The sequence below is a fragment of the Clostridium sp. DL-VIII genome (assembly GCF_000230835.1).
GTDB lineage: Bacteria > Bacillota > Clostridia > Clostridiales > Clostridiaceae > Clostridium.
The window spans coordinates 1,858,021-1,876,102 of sequence record NZ_CM001240.1; the positions used below are offsets into that span (position 1 = coordinate 1,858,021).

Annotated in this window: 15 protein-coding genes and 1 other annotated feature; all 15 genes read left to right on the forward strand. The window is 30.4% G+C overall.

Features of this window, described 5'->3' with window-relative positions; genetic code table 11:
* Position 1: 1 nt before the first annotated feature.
* The 15 genes from nifU to CDLVIII_RS08565 all read left to right on the forward strand — a co-directional run bounded on the left by nifU (position 2) and on the right by CDLVIII_RS08565 (position 17,926).
* Positions 2–439, forward strand: coding sequence for a Fe-S cluster assembly scaffold protein NifU (gene nifU, locus CDLVIII_RS08495; RefSeq protein WP_009169040.1), 438 nt, complete (start codon positions 2–4; stop codon positions 437–439).
* A 10-nt stretch (positions 440–449) separates the two neighbouring features.
* Positions 450–1,526 carry a tRNA 2-thiouridine(34) synthase MnmA gene (gene mnmA, locus CDLVIII_RS08500; RefSeq protein ID WP_009169041.1) on the forward strand — a complete coding sequence of 359 codons (1,077 nt, stop codon included), beginning with the start codon at positions 450–452 and terminating at the stop codon, positions 1,524–1,526.
* A gap of 348 nt (positions 1,527–1,874) precedes the next feature.
* Entirely contained in the window at positions 1,875–2,375 is a 501-nt protein-coding gene (locus tag CDLVIII_RS08505) for a PRC-barrel domain-containing protein (protein ID WP_009169042.1), read from the forward strand.
* The gene (locus CDLVIII_RS08510) at positions 2,356–3,384 is read left to right on the forward strand and encodes an AI-2E family transporter (RefSeq protein ID WP_009169043.1); all 1,029 of its coding nucleotides are present in this window, start codon (positions 2,356–2,358) and stop codon (positions 3,382–3,384) included. The genes CDLVIII_RS08505 and CDLVIII_RS08510 overlap by 20 nt, the downstream gene beginning before the upstream one ends.
* A 294-nt stretch (positions 3,385–3,678) precedes the next feature.
* Positions 3,679–3,855: a binding site (T-box leader), on the forward strand.
* Positions 3,856–4,037: 182 nt separating this feature from the next.
* Complete coding sequence (alaS, locus tag CDLVIII_RS08515) at positions 4,038–6,677, forward strand: alanine--tRNA ligase (RefSeq protein WP_009169044.1); 2,640 nt, start codon at positions 4,038–4,040, stop codon at positions 6,675–6,677.
* Positions 6,678–6,818: 141 nt separating this feature from the next.
* A complete protein-coding gene (locus CDLVIII_RS08520; RefSeq protein ID WP_009169045.1) occupies positions 6,819–7,076 on the forward strand; it encodes an IreB family regulatory phosphoprotein in 258 nt (85 codons plus the stop codon).
* Positions 7,077–7,183: 107 nt separating this feature from the next.
* Complete coding sequence (gene ruvX / locus CDLVIII_RS08525) at positions 7,184–7,597, forward strand: Holliday junction resolvase RuvX (protein WP_009169046.1); 414 nt, start codon at positions 7,184–7,186, stop codon at positions 7,595–7,597.
* A 189-nt stretch (positions 7,598–7,786) separates the two neighbouring features.
* Complete coding sequence (locus CDLVIII_RS08530; RefSeq protein ID WP_009169047.1) at positions 7,787–8,065, forward strand: DUF1292 domain-containing protein; 279 nt, start codon at positions 7,787–7,789, stop codon at positions 8,063–8,065.
* Between the two features lie 93 nt (positions 8,066–8,158).
* Entirely contained in the window at positions 8,159–8,614 is a 456-nt protein-coding gene (locus CDLVIII_RS08535) for a Fur family transcriptional regulator (protein WP_009169048.1), read from the forward strand.
* 312 nt (positions 8,615–8,926) lie between these two features.
* Positions 8,927–10,594: a ribonuclease J gene (locus tag CDLVIII_RS08540; RefSeq protein ID WP_009169049.1), complete on the forward strand. Its 1,668-nt coding sequence runs from the start codon at positions 8,927–8,929 to the stop codon at positions 10,592–10,594.
* A gap of 316 nt (positions 10,595–10,910) precedes the next feature.
* Entirely contained in the window at positions 10,911–12,737 is a 1,827-nt protein-coding gene (typA, locus tag CDLVIII_RS08545) for a translational GTPase TypA (RefSeq protein WP_009169050.1), read from the forward strand.
* Positions 12,738–12,861: 124 nt separating this feature from the next.
* Positions 12,862–13,887 (forward strand): endolytic transglycosylase MltG, encoded by a 1,026-nt coding sequence (gene mltG / locus CDLVIII_RS08550; RefSeq protein WP_035302156.1) that lies wholly within the window; start codon positions 12,862–12,864, stop codon positions 13,885–13,887.
* A 181-nt stretch (positions 13,888–14,068) separates the two neighbouring features.
* Entirely contained in the window at positions 14,069–14,713 is a 645-nt protein-coding gene (locus CDLVIII_RS08555; RefSeq protein WP_009169052.1) for an O-methyltransferase, read from the forward strand.
* Between the two features lie 6 nt (positions 14,714–14,719).
* Entirely contained in the window at positions 14,720–15,940 is a 1,221-nt protein-coding gene (locus CDLVIII_RS08560; protein WP_009169053.1) for a U32 family peptidase, read from the forward strand.
* 411 nt (positions 15,941–16,351) lie between these two features.
* Positions 16,352–17,926, forward strand: a complete 1,575-nt coding sequence (locus tag CDLVIII_RS08565; RefSeq protein WP_009169054.1) for a penicillin-binding transpeptidase domain-containing protein — start codon at positions 16,352–16,354, stop codon at positions 17,924–17,926.
* The last annotated feature ends 156 nt before the right edge of the window (positions 17,927–18,082 follow it).

The window sequence follows — 18,082 nt, forward strand, 5'->3', positions numbered from 1 at the left end:
TATGATATACAGTGAAAAAGTTATGGAACATTTCCAAAATCCAAGAAATGTAGGAGAAATAGAGGATGCAAATGGTGTAGGTGAAGTTGGAAACGCTAAATGCGGAGATATAATGAAAATTTATTTAAAGGTTGAAGATAACATAATACAAGATGTTAAATTTAAGACTTTTGGATGTGGATCTGCAATTGCTTCATCATCAATGGCAACTGAATTAATTAAAGGAAAAACTTTAGATGAAGCATGGGAATTAACTAATAAAGCTGTTGCAGAAGCTTTAGATGGACTTCCACCAGTAAAAATGCACTGTTCAGTACTTGCAGAAGAAGCAATTCATAAGGCAATTAATGATTATAGAGCGAAAAACGGATTAGAAGTAATACCAATGGAAGAGCATAGTGATGAAGATTTACATGCTGCTGTACATGGAGAAGAATAATAGGTGATTTATGAAGAAAAAAGTTTTAGTAGGTATGAGTGGTGGCGTAGATAGTTCTGTTGCTGCATATTTATTAAAACAGCAGGGATATGAAGTTATTGGTGCTACAATGCAAATTTGGCAGCATGATAATGAATTTGAAGAAAGGGAAGGGGGCTGCTGCTCCCTTTCTGCTGTTGATGATGCAAGAAGAGTTTGTGACAAACTAGATATACCATTTTATGTTTTAAATTTTAGAGATTATTTTAAAGAAAAAGTTATAGACCCGTTTGTTCAGGAATACATAGATGGAAAGACACCTAATCCTTGTATTGAATGCAATAAACACTTAAAATTTGATGAACTTTTAAGAAGAGCAAAAGGTATAGGAGCTGATTACGTAGCTACAGGTCATTATGCTAAAATTGAAAAGCGTGATGATAGATATCTTTTAATAAGATCTGATGATGACAGAAAAGATCAAACTTATGCTTTATACAATTTTACACAAGATCAATTAGCACATACATTGATGCCATGTGGAGAGTACGAAAAAACTAAAATAAGAGAAATAGCAAAAGAAATAGGTCTTGCTGTTCATAATAAAAAAGACAGTGAAGAGATTTGTTTTATTTCTGATAATGATCATGGAAAATATATTTTAGAAGCAAAACCAGACAGGGTTAAGCCTGGAAACTTTGTTGATAAGAATGGTAACGTACTTGGAAAACACAAAGGAATTGTGTATTATACCATAGGGCAGAGAAAAGGCCTTGGGCTTTCACTTGGAAGACCAGTTTTTGTAACAGGAATAAACGCTAAGACAAACGAAGTCATATTAGGCGCTGAAGAGGATATATTTAAAAATAGCTTAATTGCGACAGATGTGAATTTTATCGCATTTGATAAACTTGAAAAGGAAATAGAGGTTAAAGCTAAAATTAGATATTCAGCAAAACCAGCAAGTGCGGTTTTATCTCCCATGGAAAATGGCAGAGTAAAGGTTACTTTTGCTGAAAAACAAAGAGCAATAACTAAGGGCCAATCAGTTGTATTTTATGATGATGAAATAGTTGTTGGTGGCGGAATAATTGAAAAAATAATTTAATAGAAATTTATTTTTTGTTATAGCTGAGAGTATAAAGGTAGATACTCTCAGCTATAATTTTTTTGTAAACTTATATGAGACGATGAAAAAAGTAATTTATTATATATATGTTGCTTGCAATAATAAAGTTGCATTTATTATACTTGCAAGTTAAGCGAATGCCTGAATATAAAATGCAGGAAATCAATTGCAATATATATATATATCTTAATTGGTGAAAAATTACAAGTGAAAAGTATGCTATTGTAGTGGAATATGATCTATATATAAGTTAATTATGAATAATTTTCCTAATAGCTGGGCATTGTATAGATAATGACTGTGGAATTTTATTAGCTGGAGGGATATATGTTTAAGACTAGAGATTTCTTTTTTAAAAATGTTTACAATATTAAAGGCAAGAAAATTGGAATTATAGAAGATTTATATATAGATTTTCACCTTGGAAAGATTATGGGCTTTAAGGTATCAAACAGCAGCTTGTTTTCTAAGAATGATTATGTTGATATGGAAGATATTATTGATATAGGCGAAGATGTGATAATAAATTTAATAAGAAAAGGTAATGGATTAACATTTAAGGAAATTAAATATATGGAGATAATTGATACAATGGGTAATGTAAAAGGTGTTTTAGAGGATTTGATAATAGATATAAAAGATTATTCAATAAAGGCAATAGTGATGACATCAGGGTTAGTAGATAAGATGATAAAAGGTAAGCAGATAGTTCTTTTAAGCAGATGCATACTTGGAGAAAAATATATATTATACACTGGAAAGGATTGGATTTTGTTTAAATCAATGCCTCATAATATGGAGAGATATAATGCAGTTAAGAAAGCATAAGAAATCAATATTATTAGTAATTACTTTGCTGCTTTGCATAACTTTAATATTAGCTTACCTTTTCAATGAGTCTGTAAATGCTATAACAAATATTATTTTAATATCTTTTATTTTAGCTTATACATTAACACCTATCAGAGACGCAATAGAAGGAAAATTTAAAGTAAGTAAAAAAATTGCCTCTGTATTAGTTATATTAATAGTGCTTGGGATTATTGTTACGTGTGTAATAGTAATAGTTCCTACGCTTTTCAATGAGTTATTAAATATCAGCAATGTATTTGAAAATATAAGGAGTTTTCTAGAAGAAACATTAAGAAAATTTAATAAGAATGGAGTTATTACAAATAGTGCAATATACAATGAAATCTTAGAAAAAGGAAATGCTTTTTGGATGAATTTTTCAGAAAGTGTTGTAGAAAGATTTATGAATATTGGTGATGATATAATGTTATTTGCAATTGTACCAATTATGATTTATTATTTCCTTTGCGATGGAAGTAAGATTTATAATAAGATGTTATTATTATTACCAACTGAAAAAAGAGAGATAACAAGGAAAATCTTATCTAATATAGATAGAGTATTAACAAGATATATAACAAGTCAGTTATTGCTTTCTGGATTAATTGGAGTATTAACATTTATTATATTACTTGCGCTAAAAGTGAAATTTCCTATATGGATTTCTATTCTAAATGCTGTATTTAATATAATACCTTATTTTGGACCAATATTTGGTGCAGTGCCAGCAATTATAGTTGCACTTTTAGATTCGCCTGTAAAAGCACTTTGGGTAACGCTTGGAATGTTTTTCATTCAGCAATTAGAAGGAGATATTTTATCTCCAAAGATAACGGGAGAAAGCACTGACATGCATCCTTTCGTAGTTATAATTCTTTTGCTTATTGGAGACAAAATAGGCGGGTTTATAGGGATGGTCTTAGTGGTTCCGGTTGCTGTTATTATAAAGGTACTGTATGATGATATAAATTATTATTTATTTTAACTAAATATTAATCTTTGGATTAAAGTATATATGTTGCAATAATAAAATTACATTTAGGATGTCTATCTGCTAAGTAAATATCTAAATGTTAAATGTAGAAAATCAATTGCAACATATATATTAAATTTAAAACAAAATGGGATATAGCTATATATTTGTAAGTCTTTAAATGCATATGTCCATCAGAAATCATAAATATTTTTGTGCAGTCGGCATTTGAAAATAAGCTGTTGAAGATTCTTAATGTTGACATAATTATCTATATGAAATATAATTTTTGGTGAAATAATTAAATATTAAGCGATGAATAGGATGAGTAAATTTATTATAGATATTTTAGAGAGAAAGTGGTTGGTGAAAACTTTTTGCTATATATTTTGAAGCTGCCTAGGAGCTATAAATTACTAAGTGATGTATGAAATTCATACATAATTAGGGTGGTACCGCGGAATTTTAGCTTTCGTCCCTTTGCTCTGTGTAGGGAGAAGGCTTTTTTTTATTCTTTAATAATGCACAATCAAATAAATTTAAAATAATAATAATAATATCTTCATTAGAAGATTTAAAAAACAAAATAAAATGATATTCCATAGGAATATTATCATCAACTGTTAATTTCTAATTGTTAACTGAAAAAAGTGGAGGAATAATTTATGAAATTTATGAAAACCAATGATTTAAGAGAAGCTTATTTAAAATTTTTTGAAAGTAAAGAACATTTAAGATTAGAAAGTTTTTCTTTGGTGCCAAAGAATGATAAGAGTTTATTATTAATAAATGCAGGTATGGCTCCATTAAAACCATATTTTACTGGGCTACAGGAACCACCTAGAAGAAGAATCACAACATGTCAAAAATGCGTTAGAACTGGTGATATTGAAAACGTAGGAATCACAAGCAGACACTGTACTTTCTTTGAAATGCTTGGAAACTTCTCTTTTGGTGATTATTTTAAAAAGGAAATAATTCCATGGGCATGGGAATTCCTAACTGAAGTTTTAGAAATGCCGAAGGAAAAATTATATGTAACAATATATTTAGATGATGATGAAGCTTATGAATATTGGACTACACTTACAGATGTAGATAAGAATCATATATTTAGATTAGGGAAGAAAGATAATTTCTGGGAACATGGTGCAGGTCCTTGTGGTCCTTGTACAGAAATTCACTTTAGTAGAACAGATGAAGTTCCAACTAATTCAGAAGAATTTGAAGTATTATCTGATGCGGATAAAATAATTGAAGTATGGAACCTTGTATTTACTCAATTTGATGGAGACGGAAAAGGTAACTATGAGAAGCTTGCAAGCACTAATATAGATACAGGTATGGGGCTTGAAAGACTTTCAGTTGTAATGCAAAATAAGAATAGCGTTTTTGAAATTGACACATTAGAAAATATCTTAAATGAAGTATCTAAGCTTGCAAATATTAAATATGGTGAAGACAGTAAAAAAGATATTTCTTTAAGAATCATAACTGATCATATAAGATCAATAACATTCTTGATTTCTGATGATGTAATGCCATCAAATGAAGGAAGAGGATATGTTTTAAGAAGACTTTTAAGAAGAGCAGCAAGACATGGAAAAACTTTGGGGATTAAAGATGCTTTCCTTTGCAATTTATGTGATATTGTTATTAGAGATTCAAAGGCTGCTTACCCAGAATTAGAAGCTAAAAAAGAATATATTAAAAAGGTTATTAAAATAGAAGAAGATAAATTTAGAGAAACTTTAGACTCAGGAATGGAAATATTAAATGGATTTGTAAGTGAATTAAAAGAAAATAATGAAAAAGTACTTAAGGGTGCTGATGGATTTAAATTATATGATACTTTTGGTTTCCCTATGGAGCTTACAAAAGAAATATTAGAAGATGAAGGTTTATCTTTAGATGAAGATGCTTTCCATGAAGAAATGAAAGTTCAAAGAGATAGAGCTAGAAGCGCAAGAAAAACTTCGAATTATATGGGAGCAGATGTAAAAACTTTAGATGTAATTCCAGCGGATATTGAAACGGTTTTTGATGGATACGACAATGATGCTTTAGATGCAGAGGTTAAGGTATTAATAGAAGGCGAAGATTTTGCAGAGAGCATAACTGAAGGAAATAAAGCTATTATAGTTACTGATGTTACACCTTTATACGCAGAAATGGGTGGACAAATAGGTGATACAGGTGTTATATTTAATGATAGATTCAAAGCAAAAGTTGTTGACACTAAAAAGAATATTGGTGGAAAAATAGTTCATTTTGTAGAAGTTTTATCAGGAGAGCTTAAGGTAGGCGAGAAGGTTACTTTAGAAGTAGATAAAGCTAGACGTGAAAGTATTAAAAAGAACCATACAGCAACGCATCTTTTAGATAAAGCATTAGTTACAGTACTTGGATCACATGTTCATCAAGCAGGATCATATGTAAGTGATGATAGACTTAGATTTGACTTCTCTCACTTTGAAGCTATGAAAGAAGAAGAAATAGCTAAAGTTGAGGAATTAGTAAATGAAGCAATAACTAGTGTTACACCAGTTATTACAGAAGTTATGGATCTTGAGGATGCAAAGAATACTGGAGCTATAGGTATATTTGATGATAAATATTCTGATAAAGTCAGAGTTGTAATGGCTGGAGAATATTCTAAAGAATTATGTGGTGGAACACATATAGATAATACAGGAAAGATTGGATTATTTAAGATTGTATCCGAAAGTGGTATTGCTGCTGGAACTAGAAGAATAGAAGCTGTAATTGGAAATGAAGCTTATAAACTAGTTAATGAGAAGAAGGATCTATTAAAAGAAATTTCTAGTAGACTTAAATGTTCAGAAAGAGAAGTGTTAACTAAACTTGATCAACAAGCTAAAGAATTAAAAGAAAAAGAAAAAGAAATAGTAGCATTAAAATCAAAATTTGCAACAATGGGTCTAGATGATATAATTGCAGCAGCAAAAGATATAAATGGTGTTAATGTAATAGCATATGAATTAAAAGATGTTGATAGTGATGCGTTAAGAGACGTTTGTGAAAAGGTAAGAGATAAGGTTCAAAATAGTATAGTTTTACTTATGAGTGCCGGTTCAGGAAAAGTTGCAATCTGCGCTATGGCAAGCAAAGAAGCAGTAGCTAAAGGTGCTCATTGTGGAAAATTAATTAAAGATATAGCAGCTATACTTGGCGGTGGCGGTGGTGGAAGACCGGACATGGCTCAAGCAGGTGGAAAATTGCCAGAAAAAATAAAGGAAGCTATTGATGAATCTTATAAAAAAGTGGGAACTTTAGTAAAGTAGTATACTTTTTATGAAATATAGAGTATAATCAAAGTATAGATTAGTGAATAAATATTAAATATAAAGTTAATAATAAATATATATGGATGTCGTTTCCTTATACCATGATTAAGGGGGTGGGTTGCTTACTGCAACAATTTTATGAGTAACAATATTGAACATACAATGCAATTTGATTTAAGTAAGAATAAAGAAACTCTTACAAAAACAATATTAACTGAGGTTTATAATTCATTAAAAGAGAAGGGATATAATCCTATAAATCAGTTAGTTGGATATTTGCTTTCAGGAGACCCTACTTACATCACTAATTACAACGGAGCAAGAGCTTTAGTAAGAAAACTCGAAAGAGATGATATACTAGAAGAAGTTATAAAATCTTATTTAGAGATAAAGTAGAGAGTGCCCGTTTATACGGGCACTTTTATTTTTTAGGCATATAAAAGAAAATAGACCAGCAAAAGTTGAATTATTATTTTACAAATATGCCAGAAAGGTGTTATAATTTGAGAATAATTGGATTAGATGTAGGTTCGAAGACAATAGGAGTGGCGGTAAGTGATCCGTTAGGGTTCACAGCTCAAGGTCTTACTACTATAAGAAGAACTAATAAAGAGCAAGATATAAAGGAAATAAAAAAGTTTTGTGATGAATATAAGGCAGAAGCAATTGTGGTTGGATTGCCTAAAAATATGAACGGAACTATAGGACCGTCAGGAGAAATAACTATGGCTTTTGGTAAGACAGTGGAAGAAGAACTTGGAATTCGAGTTGAGTTCTGGGATGAACGTCTAACTACTGTTGCAGCGCATAAAGCTATGCTTGAAGCGGATTTGTCAAGAAATAAAAGAAAGAAGATAGTAGATAAAGTAGCATCTACTTATATATTACAAGGATATTTAGATAGGATTTCAAAATAATTAATGTCCATTTAAAGTGAAATGGTATACTGGATTTTTATGGATGGATTTTAATTTAATAAATATGACTATTAGCATAATAAATGTTAAATGGGTTTAAGTATAATAAATTATCAGAGTATTAAAAAAGTTTAAAAGTATGTTATAGAATTATAAAAGAGAAAAATTAAAACAGAAGGGATATGTTTTATGGATAAAGATGCAAAATATGTATATATACCTGATGCAGATGGAAATGATGTGAAATTTGAGGTTATTATATACTTTGAAATAGAAAAATTAAAAGGGCAATATATCATTGCAACACCTACATTTGAAGAAACTGATGAAGCTTACGCTTTTAAGATTTTTAAAGATGAAGATGGTAGTGAAATATTTATAGCTTTAGAAGAAGATGATGAAGAATTTGAAATGGTATTAGATACTTATGAAACGCTTATGAGTGAAGAAGGTTTATTTGAAGAATAGGCGTAAAAATAAGTACTCATTAATTTTAGAAGTAATGTAATTAAAATATATTTGTCATGACTTAAGTTAATATAATTAAGTGAGGTGTTAGATATGGATGTATCAAATTTAATTGATATGGATGCCTTAAAGGAAGATTTAAAAAAGAAGGGTTATAAATTAACGCCGCAAAGGAGATCAATTGTTGATACAATTATCGACAATGAAGGTCAACACTTAACGGCGGAAGAAATATATGATAAAGTAAAGAAAAGCTGCCCGGAAATAGGGCTTGCAACGGTATATAGAACTATTCTTTTGTTAGAAGAATTGGGAGTTATATCTAGATTAGAACTAAATGATGGATGTAGTAGATATGAAATATTACATTCTAATGAAACACATAGACATCATCATTTGATTTGCAATATTTGCCATAAAGTATTAGAAGTACAAGATGATTTATTAGAAGATCTTGAGGTGGATATTCAAAACCGATATAAATTTAAGATTTTAGATCATAGTGTAAAATTTTATGGAATATGTGATGAATGTCAGAAAGAAAACTAAATGATGAATAAAAGGAATTTTAATAAGGTATCTGAAAGAAAATAAAAAGTCGAAACCTGTTTTTAAATATGATGTATCAGATTACGATGAATAAGCCTAATTGAAACTACATTGGGTTATTGTGTTGATGTCTGATAAAATAAAGGAAAACTTTTCATGCGTGATTTATATTTAAGAAGAATTTAGCTTAACATAGAGGATCTTAGTGGGAACTTAATACTAAAATTAAAACAGCGTTAACTTATTATTCTTTAAAGGTACTTAGAGAAAGAACCTTTGTTTATAAATAATATAGGAAAAAGGAGGGGAAGTATGAAAAATGAAAGAGCGAAGATAAAAATAATTCCTCTTGGTGGTATCAACGAAATTGGGAAGAATATAACAGCTATTGAATATAAGGAAGATATTATTATAATAGATTGTGGATTAAAGTTCCCAGATGATGATATGTTTGGAATTGATATTGTAATACCTGATGTTTCATATCTCATTAAAAATTCGGAAAAGATCAAGGGAATATTTTTAACTCACGGTCATGAAGACCATATAGGAGCATTGCCTTATGTATTAAGACAATTAAATGTTCCAGTTTATGGTACTAAGCTTACTCTTGGAATAGTTGAAACAAAATTAAAAGAACATGGTTTGTTAGCATCAACAGAACTAATAAGAGTTAAGCCAAAAGATATAATAAAATTAGATAGCGTTTCAGTGGAATTTATAAAAACGAATCACTCAATTGCGGATTCAGTCGCAATCGCGGTTCATACACCACTTGGAGTGGTACTTCACACAGGAGATTTCAAAATTGATTATACTCCAATAGATGGGGAAATGATGGATTTTGGAAGATTAGCGGAGTTAGGTAAAAAAGGTGTCTTAGTTATGATGGCAGATTCAACAAATGTTGAAAGGCCAGGATATACAATGACTGAAAAAGTTGTTGGAGAAACTTTCTTACAGCTTTTTAGCAAAGCAAAGGGAAGAATAATAGTTGCTACATTTGCATCTAATGTTCATAGAATCCAACAAATTATTACAGCGGCAGAAGTTTATGGAAAAAAGGTGGCTGTCTCTGGAAGAAGTATGGAGAATATTGTTCAGGTGGCAATAGAACTTGGATACCTAAATGTAAGTGAAGATGTTCTTATTCCTGTGGATCAAATTTCGAAATACCCAAATGAGAAGGTTGTAGTAATAACAACTGGAAGCCAAGGTGAGCCAATGTCTGCGCTTGCAAGAATGGCAGCGTCAGAACATAGAAAGATCAATATTGTGCCAGGAGATACAGTTATACTTTCTGCAACACCAATACCTGGAAATGAGAAGCTTGTTTCAAAGGTTGTAAATCAACTTTTTAAGAAAGGTGCTCAAGTTATATACGGTTCCGAGCAAAAGATTCATGTTTCGGGTCATGCCTGTCAAGAAGAGCTTAAGCTAATGCAAGCACTAGTAAAGCCGAAATTTTTCATTCCAGTTCACGGAGAGTACAGACATTTAAAGAAACATGGTGAAGTAGCAATGGAAGTCGGCCTTTCAGAGAAAAATTTACTTATACCTGAAAATGGAGACGTAATAGAAGTTGCACGAAATTATATAAAGAAAACTGGTACCGTTGTTTCTGGTCAAGTATTTGTTGACGGACTTGGTGTTGGAGATGTAGGAAATATTGTCTTAAGAGATAGAAAGCATCTTTCACAGGATGGTATTTTAACAATAGTAATTACAATAGAAAAGCAAACTGGTAAAGTTGTATCTGGACCAGATATAATTTCAAGAGGATTTGTATATGTAAGGGAATCCGAAGGACTTATGGATGAAGCGAGAGATATTGTAAAATCAGTGCTTAAAAGTTGTGAAGAAAGACAAATCACTGATTGGGCAACATTAAAGTCTAAAATGAGAGATGAACTTAGAGAATTCTTATACGAAAAAACTAAGAGAAAGCCTATGATATTACCGATAATTATGGAATTTTAAGGATTATTAAATTAATATTTGGTCATTAGTTGTAAATTCCGTAATTAGTTTGTAATGGACTTGACTTTTCTTGATGAAAAGAGTAGAATTTAAAATAGTTGTGTAGGAAATTGGATGCTTTAAGTGTCCAATTTTCTTTTGGAGAAAAATAGTTATAGGTTTACATGAAGTAATAATAAATTTAAATTAATCATTATATTACAATGATATAAGAAAAAATTTACAATATATACTTAAATTTTAACTAATTTATATTTTATTTATAGAAAAACTAATAAAAAAATTCGCAGTTTAAATACTGTTTGGAGGAATAATAATGGAATTAATTAAAAGAGAAGACATAAGAAATATTGCTATCATAGCCCACGTTGACCATGGTAAGACAACTTTAGTAGATGCTTTATTAAAACAAAGCCATACATTTAGAGCTAATGAAAAAGTAGAAGAAAGAGTAATGGATTCTAATGACTTAGAAAAAGAAAGAGGAATTACAATTCTTTCAAAGAATACTGCAGTAATTTATAATGATATAAAAATAAATATAGTAGATACACCAGGGCATGCTGACTTCGGTGGAGAAGTTGAACGTGTACTTAAGATGGTTGATTCAGTTTTACTTGTTGTTGACTCTTATGAAGGACCAATGCCACAAACTAAATTCGTTTTAAAGAAATCATTAGAATTAGGTTTAAAGCCAATAGTTATAATCAACAAAATAGATAAACCAAATGCTAGACCAACAGAGGTTATTGATGAAGTATTTGATCTATTCGTTGAACTTGGAGCTAATGATGAACAATTAGATTTTCAAATTATTTATGCATCAGCGAGAGAAGGTTTTGCAAAATATAACGTAGAAGATGACAACAATGATATGACTCCTATATTTGAAACAATATTAAAATATGTTGCACCGCCAGAAGGATATATAGATGAACCACTTCAAATGCTTGTTAGTACACTAGATACAAATGCATTTGTTGGGAAAATTGCAATTGGTAAGATACATCGAGGTACAGTAAAGAGAAATCAAACAGTCGCTTTGTTAAAGAATGATGGATCATGTTCTAATTACAAGATAACTAGTATATTTACGTACAAAGGATTAAAGAGAGAAGAAGCAGAAGAAGCTTCAATGGGAGATATAGTTGCAGTAAGTGGTGTTCTTGATGCTAATATAGGTGATACTATAGCAGATTCATCAATGCCAGAAGCATTACCATTTCTTGAAATAGATGAACCAACATTAAATATGAACTTTATGGTTAATGATTCACCATTTGCAGGTCAAGAAGGTGAGTTTGTAACATCAAGACATTTAAGAGATAGATTAATGAAAGAACTTGAAACAAATGTAAGTTTAAGAGTTAAAGAACTTACTCCAGATTGCTTTGAAGTTTCAGGAAGAGGAGAACTTCACCTTTCAGTTCTTATTGAAACAATGAGAAGAGAAGGATATGAATTCCAAGTTTCAAAGGCAAATGTTATATTTAGAGAAGTAGATGGCCACAAGGAAGAACCAATTGAGTACTTAACAATTGATGTTCCAGAAGAATTTATGGGACCTGTTATGGAAAAGCTTGGACCAAGAAAAGCAGAAATGGTTAATATGACATCTGCAGTAAATGGATATACAAGATTAGAATTCACAGTTCCAGCTAGAGGCCTTATTGGATTTAGAAGTGAATTAATGACTGATACAAAAGGTAATGGAATTATGAATCACGTATTCCATTCGTATGAAAAATACAAAGGTGATATTCCAGGAAGAAGCAGAGGATCAATAGTTTCGTTTGAAGCAGGAGATTCAATAGCATATGGATTATATAGTGCTCAAGAAAGAGGCCAATTATTCATAGGTGCTGGTGTTCCTGTATATGGTGGTATGATTGTTGGGGTTTCTGCAAGAGCAGAGGATCTTGAAATTAATGTATGTAAAATGAAGAAACTTACTAATACAAGATCATCAGGTGCTGATGATGCATTAAAATTAACTCCACCAGTTGAAATGTCTTTAGAGCAATGTTTGGAATTTATAAATGCTGATGAATTAGTGGAAGTTACACCACAAAATATAAGAATGAGAAAAAGAATTTTAGATAGCGCTGAAAGAAGAAGAATGATTAGCAGAAATAAAAAATAATTTAGCTAAAAATACTTTAAATAGTTATTAAAACAAATATAATTAAAGTAAATGGTCTTAACTACACGACTATTTACTTTTAATTATATCTAGGAGAAAGTTTATGAACAAGTATATATCTTTTATGAAAAAATATATAACTTTAAAGAGAACGATACAACTAATTATATTTTTTGTCGTGATGATAACGTTAATTTTCATAATTTTATACAATAAAGCTGTAACAAAACCATTGAAATCTAATGAAGATAAAATTATTATAGAAGTAAAGCCGGGTGAAGGCTTTTATGATATATTAAACGATTTAGATAAAGAGAATAAATTATCTAGTAAGCTGTTCATTAAGTTAAATTTGTCTATAGATAAAGTAAAAGTTAATGTAAAAGAAGGAATATATGAAGTAAATGCAGACACGACCTTAGAGAACTTAATAAAATCTTTAGAAAATAAGGATGGAGATAAAGATTTAGTTAAGCTGACGATTCCGGAGGGATACTCAATAGAGGATATTGCAAAAACGGTAGATGAAAAAGGGATTTGCTCTAAGGATGAATTTTTAAATGCAGTTAAAAGTTACGAATTGCCAGATTATATAAAAGCTGATAGCAGCAAGAGATATAATTTAGAAGGATTTTTGTATCCTGATACATATTTAATTGAAAAAGGCGCTAATGCAAAAGATATAGTAAAACTTATGTTAGATCGATTTAATGAAATAATGAAACAGGTTAAGGCTCAAACTAAAGTTGATGTAAAAGATGAAGATGTAGAAAAAATAATTACTATAGCTTCTATGATAGAGAAAGAAGCCAGAGTTCCAAAGGATAGACCATTAATTTCATCAGTTATTTATAATAGATTAGAAAAAAATATGAAGCTTCAAATAGATGCAGCAGTAATTTATGCCTTGGGACATCACGTAGATGTAGTATCAAACAAGGATTTAGAGATAGATTCACCTTACAATGTATATAAATATAGCGGACTGCCAATAGGGCCTATAGCAAATCCAGGAATAGACTGTATTAAAGCTGCATTGACGCCCGAGAAAACGGATTATTTATATTACATATTACAAAAAGATGGATCCCACTATTTTACTAATGATTATGATGATTTTTTAAATAAGAAAAAGGAATTAGGATACTAATTCAGTTAAGAGTTATGATTTAGAAGTTTTGGAACAAACTCTTTTAGAGTTTAAAGAATAGTAAGATTAAATTTATTAAATAGTTTACAATGAATTTAGGCACAATCAAATAAATAACAAGTCCATTTGCTAGTCTATTTTCATGTGCCGTATATTTAGAGTTGAAATTTGGAGGAAATTCATGAGCGAAATCACATATGACTATATGGAAGAATATATTAGAAGTTTAATTCCTGAGAGAGAGGGAACATTAAAAGAGATAGAAGCTTTTGCGAGAGAAAATGGGGTACCTATTGTTCAAAAAGAAACAGGTGTATTTCTGGAATTCATGACTAGTATGAAGAAACCAAAAAGAATATTAGAACTTGGAACAGCAATAGGTTTTTCATCAATACTGATGTATCAATCTGCGGGGACAGAACCGGAAATTGTTACAATAGAACGTGATGAAAGAATGATTGAACTTGCAAACATTAACTTAAAGAAATTTAATTTAGATCATAAGATCAAGATTGAAGAGGGCGATTGCTTAGAGATTTTAGAAAAATTAAATGGACCTTTTGATTTGATTTTTATGGATGCAGGTAAGGGTCACTATAATCACTTTTTGCCACATTGTTTAAGATTGCTTAATAATGATGGGGTAATAGTTGCTGATAATGTTTTATTTAGAGGTATGGTGGCATCTCAAGAATTAGTTAAAAGAAGAAAAATTACAATAGTAAAGAGAATGAGAACTTATTTGGAATTGGTTACTCAAGATGAAAACTTAATAACATCAGTCATACCAATGGGCGATGGGATTGCAGTTACAAAGAGGAGGTAAATTAAAATGATAAGACCAGAAATTTTGGCACCAGCAGGGAATTTAGATAAACTTAAAATAGCAATAGATTTTGGAGCTGATGCTGTGTATCTTGGCGGAAGCAAATTAAATTTAAGAGCATTTGCCGATAATTTTACAAATGAACAGTTAAAAGAAGGCGTACAGTATGCACATGATAGAAATAGAAAAGTTTATGTAACAATGAACGTTTTCCCTCATAATGCAGATTTAAGCGGCGTTGAAGATTATATAAAAGAGCTATATGAAACAGGTGTTGATGCAATAATAGCATCAGATCCTGCAATAATTTCAGCAGCTAGAGAAGTTGCGCCAAATTTAGAAATTCACTTAAGCACTCAAGCCAATAATGTTAACTGGAGAGCAGCTAAATTCTGGTATGAGCAAGGTGTAAAAAGAATAGTAATGGCTAGAGAGCTTAGCTTAACTGAGATAAAAGAAATGAGAGATAATCTTCCAGAAGAATGCGAAATAGAAGCATTTGTTCATGGATCAATGTGTATAAGCTATTCAGGAAGATGCTTAATTTCTAACTATATGGTTGGAAGAGATGCAAATAGAGGAGCATGTGCTCAAGCGTGCAGATTTAAATATCATCTAGTTGAAGAAAAAAGACCAAATGAATTTTATCCAGTAGTTGAAGATGAAAATGGAACATACATAATGAATTCAAAAGATCTATGTATGATTGAACATATAGATGATGTTATAAAGGCTGGAGTATACTCTCTTAAAATTGAAGGACGAATGAAGAGTTTATATTACGTTGCAGCAGTAGTTAAATCATATAGGCAGGCTGTGGATGCATATATGAAGGACCCAGATAATTATAAGTTTGATCCAAAATGGATGGAAAATTTAAATAAAGTAAGTCATAGAGTTTATCATACAGGTTTTTACTATGGTCAGACTGGTGAGCAGGTATACGAAGATTCAGCGTATATAAGACATGCAGATATAATAGGAATAGTAAGAGCATACGATGAAGAAACAAAAATAGCAACTATTGAACAAAAAAATAAAGTATTAAATGATGATACAGTAGAAGTTTTAAGACCAGAAGGAGATAATTTCGAAGTTGTTCTTCATGATATGACAGAAGAAAACGGAACTCCAATAGAATCGGCAAATAGAGCTAAAATGATATATAAAGTAAGAGTAGATATTCCACTAAAAGAAAAAGATTTAATTGTTAAAGATAAAGAATAATAAATCCGTAATTTACAAGAAGAAGTTTTTTTGTTTGTGATTAAAATTTGTTTTATATAAAGTATGGATATAATTTTGTTAAACTTTTGTGTATAACTACACCAGAAATCAAATACATTTTTGTGAAGCAGGCATTTGAAAATTTCGATGCCAAAAGCACTTAATAGGGGCTTGTTCAAAATTAGCTTGTACGAATGAATATTCGGAGCAAGCTAATTTTGCTACAAGCTCCTATTTAGTGCTTTCAGCGAAAGTTTCATAGTCCTGTGGAATAAAAAGTTATGTGCTTTCGGCAAGTAACCACATAACTTTTACCATACTGAATAAAACACTTTCTTTAAGGCTAGAATTTAAGCTAGAGGGAGGTGTTTTTTTATTTTTACTGAGAGATTTGAAAGAAATAAAAGGCTGATGCAAATTCTAGCTATTTTTATGACGGCTATATTAATATTAACGGTGCGTTTATCTATATTGCAAGTATATCCATCTGATAAGGTTGTTGGTTCATATCAAAATCACCAGCAAGAAAATATCAGTAATATGAATTATATGATTTTAGACACTAATGGAAAAGATTTAATGCAATATAATAAGAAATATGTACTTGTAATTGATACTAGACCATTTAGTTTGAATAATTATGAAGAAACACTAGAAGATTTAATGGCTTTGAACTTTATAATGAAGTCAGAAAATCCGGAATTCAATTATACAGATATAATGAAGCAAAGTGGAAAAATGTATTTCAATATATCAGAAGATACTTACAATAAAATAAATAGTCTTAAAAATATTAAAGGAATATACACTTATACATATGACGAAGTGGATAATAAAAAGGCGTGGAGCACTGCAAATATGTTATCGAAAATATTAGATGATAATCAAGAAGCAGATTCACTTGAAGGGCAGATGTACGATTATCTAAAGGATAATGAGAAACCGCAAAGTGAATTTTATTTAGACAATAGCGCAGTTTATTCAAAGAAGTCTGTAAGTATAAGTGATAATAATAAAAATTTAAAGCTGACTATAGATAAAGAGATTGAAGATAAGGTGCGAGAAGTATTAAGTGATGAAAAATTTTCATCGCTAAGTAATATAGGAGTAACCATAATGGAAGCTGATACTGGAAAGATAAGAGCCATGGTTCAGAAAGATGAAAGTGCAGCTAATATAAACTTAGGAATTGAGCAGATAGGATATGAACCGGGGTCAATTTATAAGGTCATAACTCTTGGAGCAGCTTTAGATATGGGGCTTATAAATATTAATGACACATTTGTTGGAACGGGAAAAATAGATAGGAAGGTATTTGGAAGGTTAACAGTTGAAGAAGCCTTTGAAAAGTCATGTAATGATATATTTGCAGAAATAGGAACCAAGGTAGGATATGAGAAATTAATGAGTTATTCAGAGGAATTAGGGTTATATAATAGAGTGCTGAACTTAGAAGGTGATAACAGAAATGAAGCTAAAGGTGTTAAGCCAGACAAAGACTCAGGAATAAATAATATATCAATAGGTCAATGTATGAATGTAACACCAATACAAATGCTGGGAGCTATAAATTCAGTTGTAAATAATGGAGTATATGAAAAACCATATATAGTTGATAGTATTTTAGATAAGGATGATAATGCAATAAAAACGTTCAAAACAGATTCGAAGAGGGTATTTAGTGATACTACCTCTAAAATCATTCAAAATTCAATGAGACAGGTTGTTAAAAATGGTACTGGAATAAAAGCATATATAGGAAATTTGGACATCGGAGGGAAGACAGGTTCTTCAACGGGGAGTGAAGGCAAAACTCATGGATGGTTTGCAGGTTTCTTTAGTATAGGAGATAAGAAGTATACCATGGTAGTCTTTACACCTGATATTAATTCTTCAAAGGCAACAGATAATGAAGAATTAGGTGGAGGGGATACTGCGGCGCCAGTATTTAAGGATATAGTTAAGAAATTAAATGGAATGGAATAGGAATTTAGATATCATGATAATTGCATAGGAAAAAGTAAAGATTCATTATGGAACAAAAAAATAATATACCAGTATACTTGTATATTTGGTATATTATTTTTTTCATGTGCCTAAGCAACTTTTTTAAAACTTAAACATATTATAATATCAAGCACT